The organism is Ideonella sp. P3_A4, assembly GCF_056403075.1.
This window is the reverse complement of the sequence record NZ_JBFUGE010001150.1, coordinates 1-1084: the sequence shown is the minus strand read 5'-3', so window position 1 is coordinate 1084 and position 1084 is coordinate 1. Positions and strand designations below refer to the sequence as shown.

1 protein-coding gene is annotated in these 1084 nt (G+C 65.4%); it reads left to right on the top strand.

Annotation, left to right across the window (positions count from 1 at the left end):
* A partial coding sequence (gene eno / locus AC1DYI_RS36565) for a phosphopyruvate hydratase (RefSeq protein WP_477208976.1) occupies positions 1 to 989 on the top strand: 989 nt, incomplete at its 5' end.
* Positions 990 to 1084 lie beyond the last annotated feature (95 nt).

The following is a 1084-nucleotide window of genomic DNA, read 5'->3' as shown; positions in this document are numbered from 1 at the left end:
GCACCGACAACAAGAGCCGCCTGGGCGCCAACGCGATGCTGGCGGTCTCGATGGCCGTGGCCCGCGCGGCGGCTGAAGAATCTGGCCTGCCGCTGTACCGCTACTTCGGCGGCATGGGCGGCGTGCAGCTGCCGGTGCCGATGATGAACGTCATCAACGGCGGTGCCCACGCGAACAACAGCCTGGACCTGCAAGAGTTCATGATCATCCCGGTCGGCGCGCCGAGCTTCCGCGAAGCGCTGCGCTACGGTGCCGAGGTCTTCCACGCGCTGAAGAAGATCATCGACGCCAAGGGCATGAGCACCACCGTCGGCGACGAAGGCGGCTTCGCGCCCAACCTGCCGAGCCACGAAGCGGCGATCCAGCTGATCCTCGAAGCGATCGACAAGGCCGGCTACACGGCTGGCACCCAGATCGCCATCGGCCTGGACTGCGCCGCCAGCGAGTTCTACAAGGACGGCAAGTACCATCTCGAAGGCGAAGGCCTGGTGCTGTCGGCCGCCGAGTGGACCGACATCCTGGCGACCTGGGTCGACAAGTACCCGATCATCTCGATCGAAGACGGCATGCACGAAGGCGACTGGGACGGCTGGAAGCACCTGACCGAACGCCTGGGCAAGAAGGTGCAGCTGGTGGGCGACGACCTGTTCGTCACCAACACCAAGATCCTGAAGGAAGGCATCGACAAGGGCATCGCCAACTCGATCCTGATCAAGATTAACCAGATCGGCACGCTGACCGAGACCTTCGCCGCGATCGAGATGGCCAAGCGCGCGGGTTACACCGCCGTGATCAGCCACCGCTCGGGCGAGACCGAAGACTCGACCATCGCCGACATCGCCGTCGGCCTGAACGCCGGCCAGATCAAGACCGGTTCGTTGAGCCGCTCGGACCGCATGGCCAAGTACAACCAGCTGCTGCGCATCGAAGAAGACCTGGGCGACATCGCGTTCTACCCCGGCCGCGGCGCGTTCTACAACCTGAAGTAATGGGGCACCCGGCGGCGGAAACACCGCCGCCACCCGCCGAGCGGGTGCTCAGGCCGCTCGGGAGCGGCCCAGCGCTGGCCTGAGCATGCTTCGAT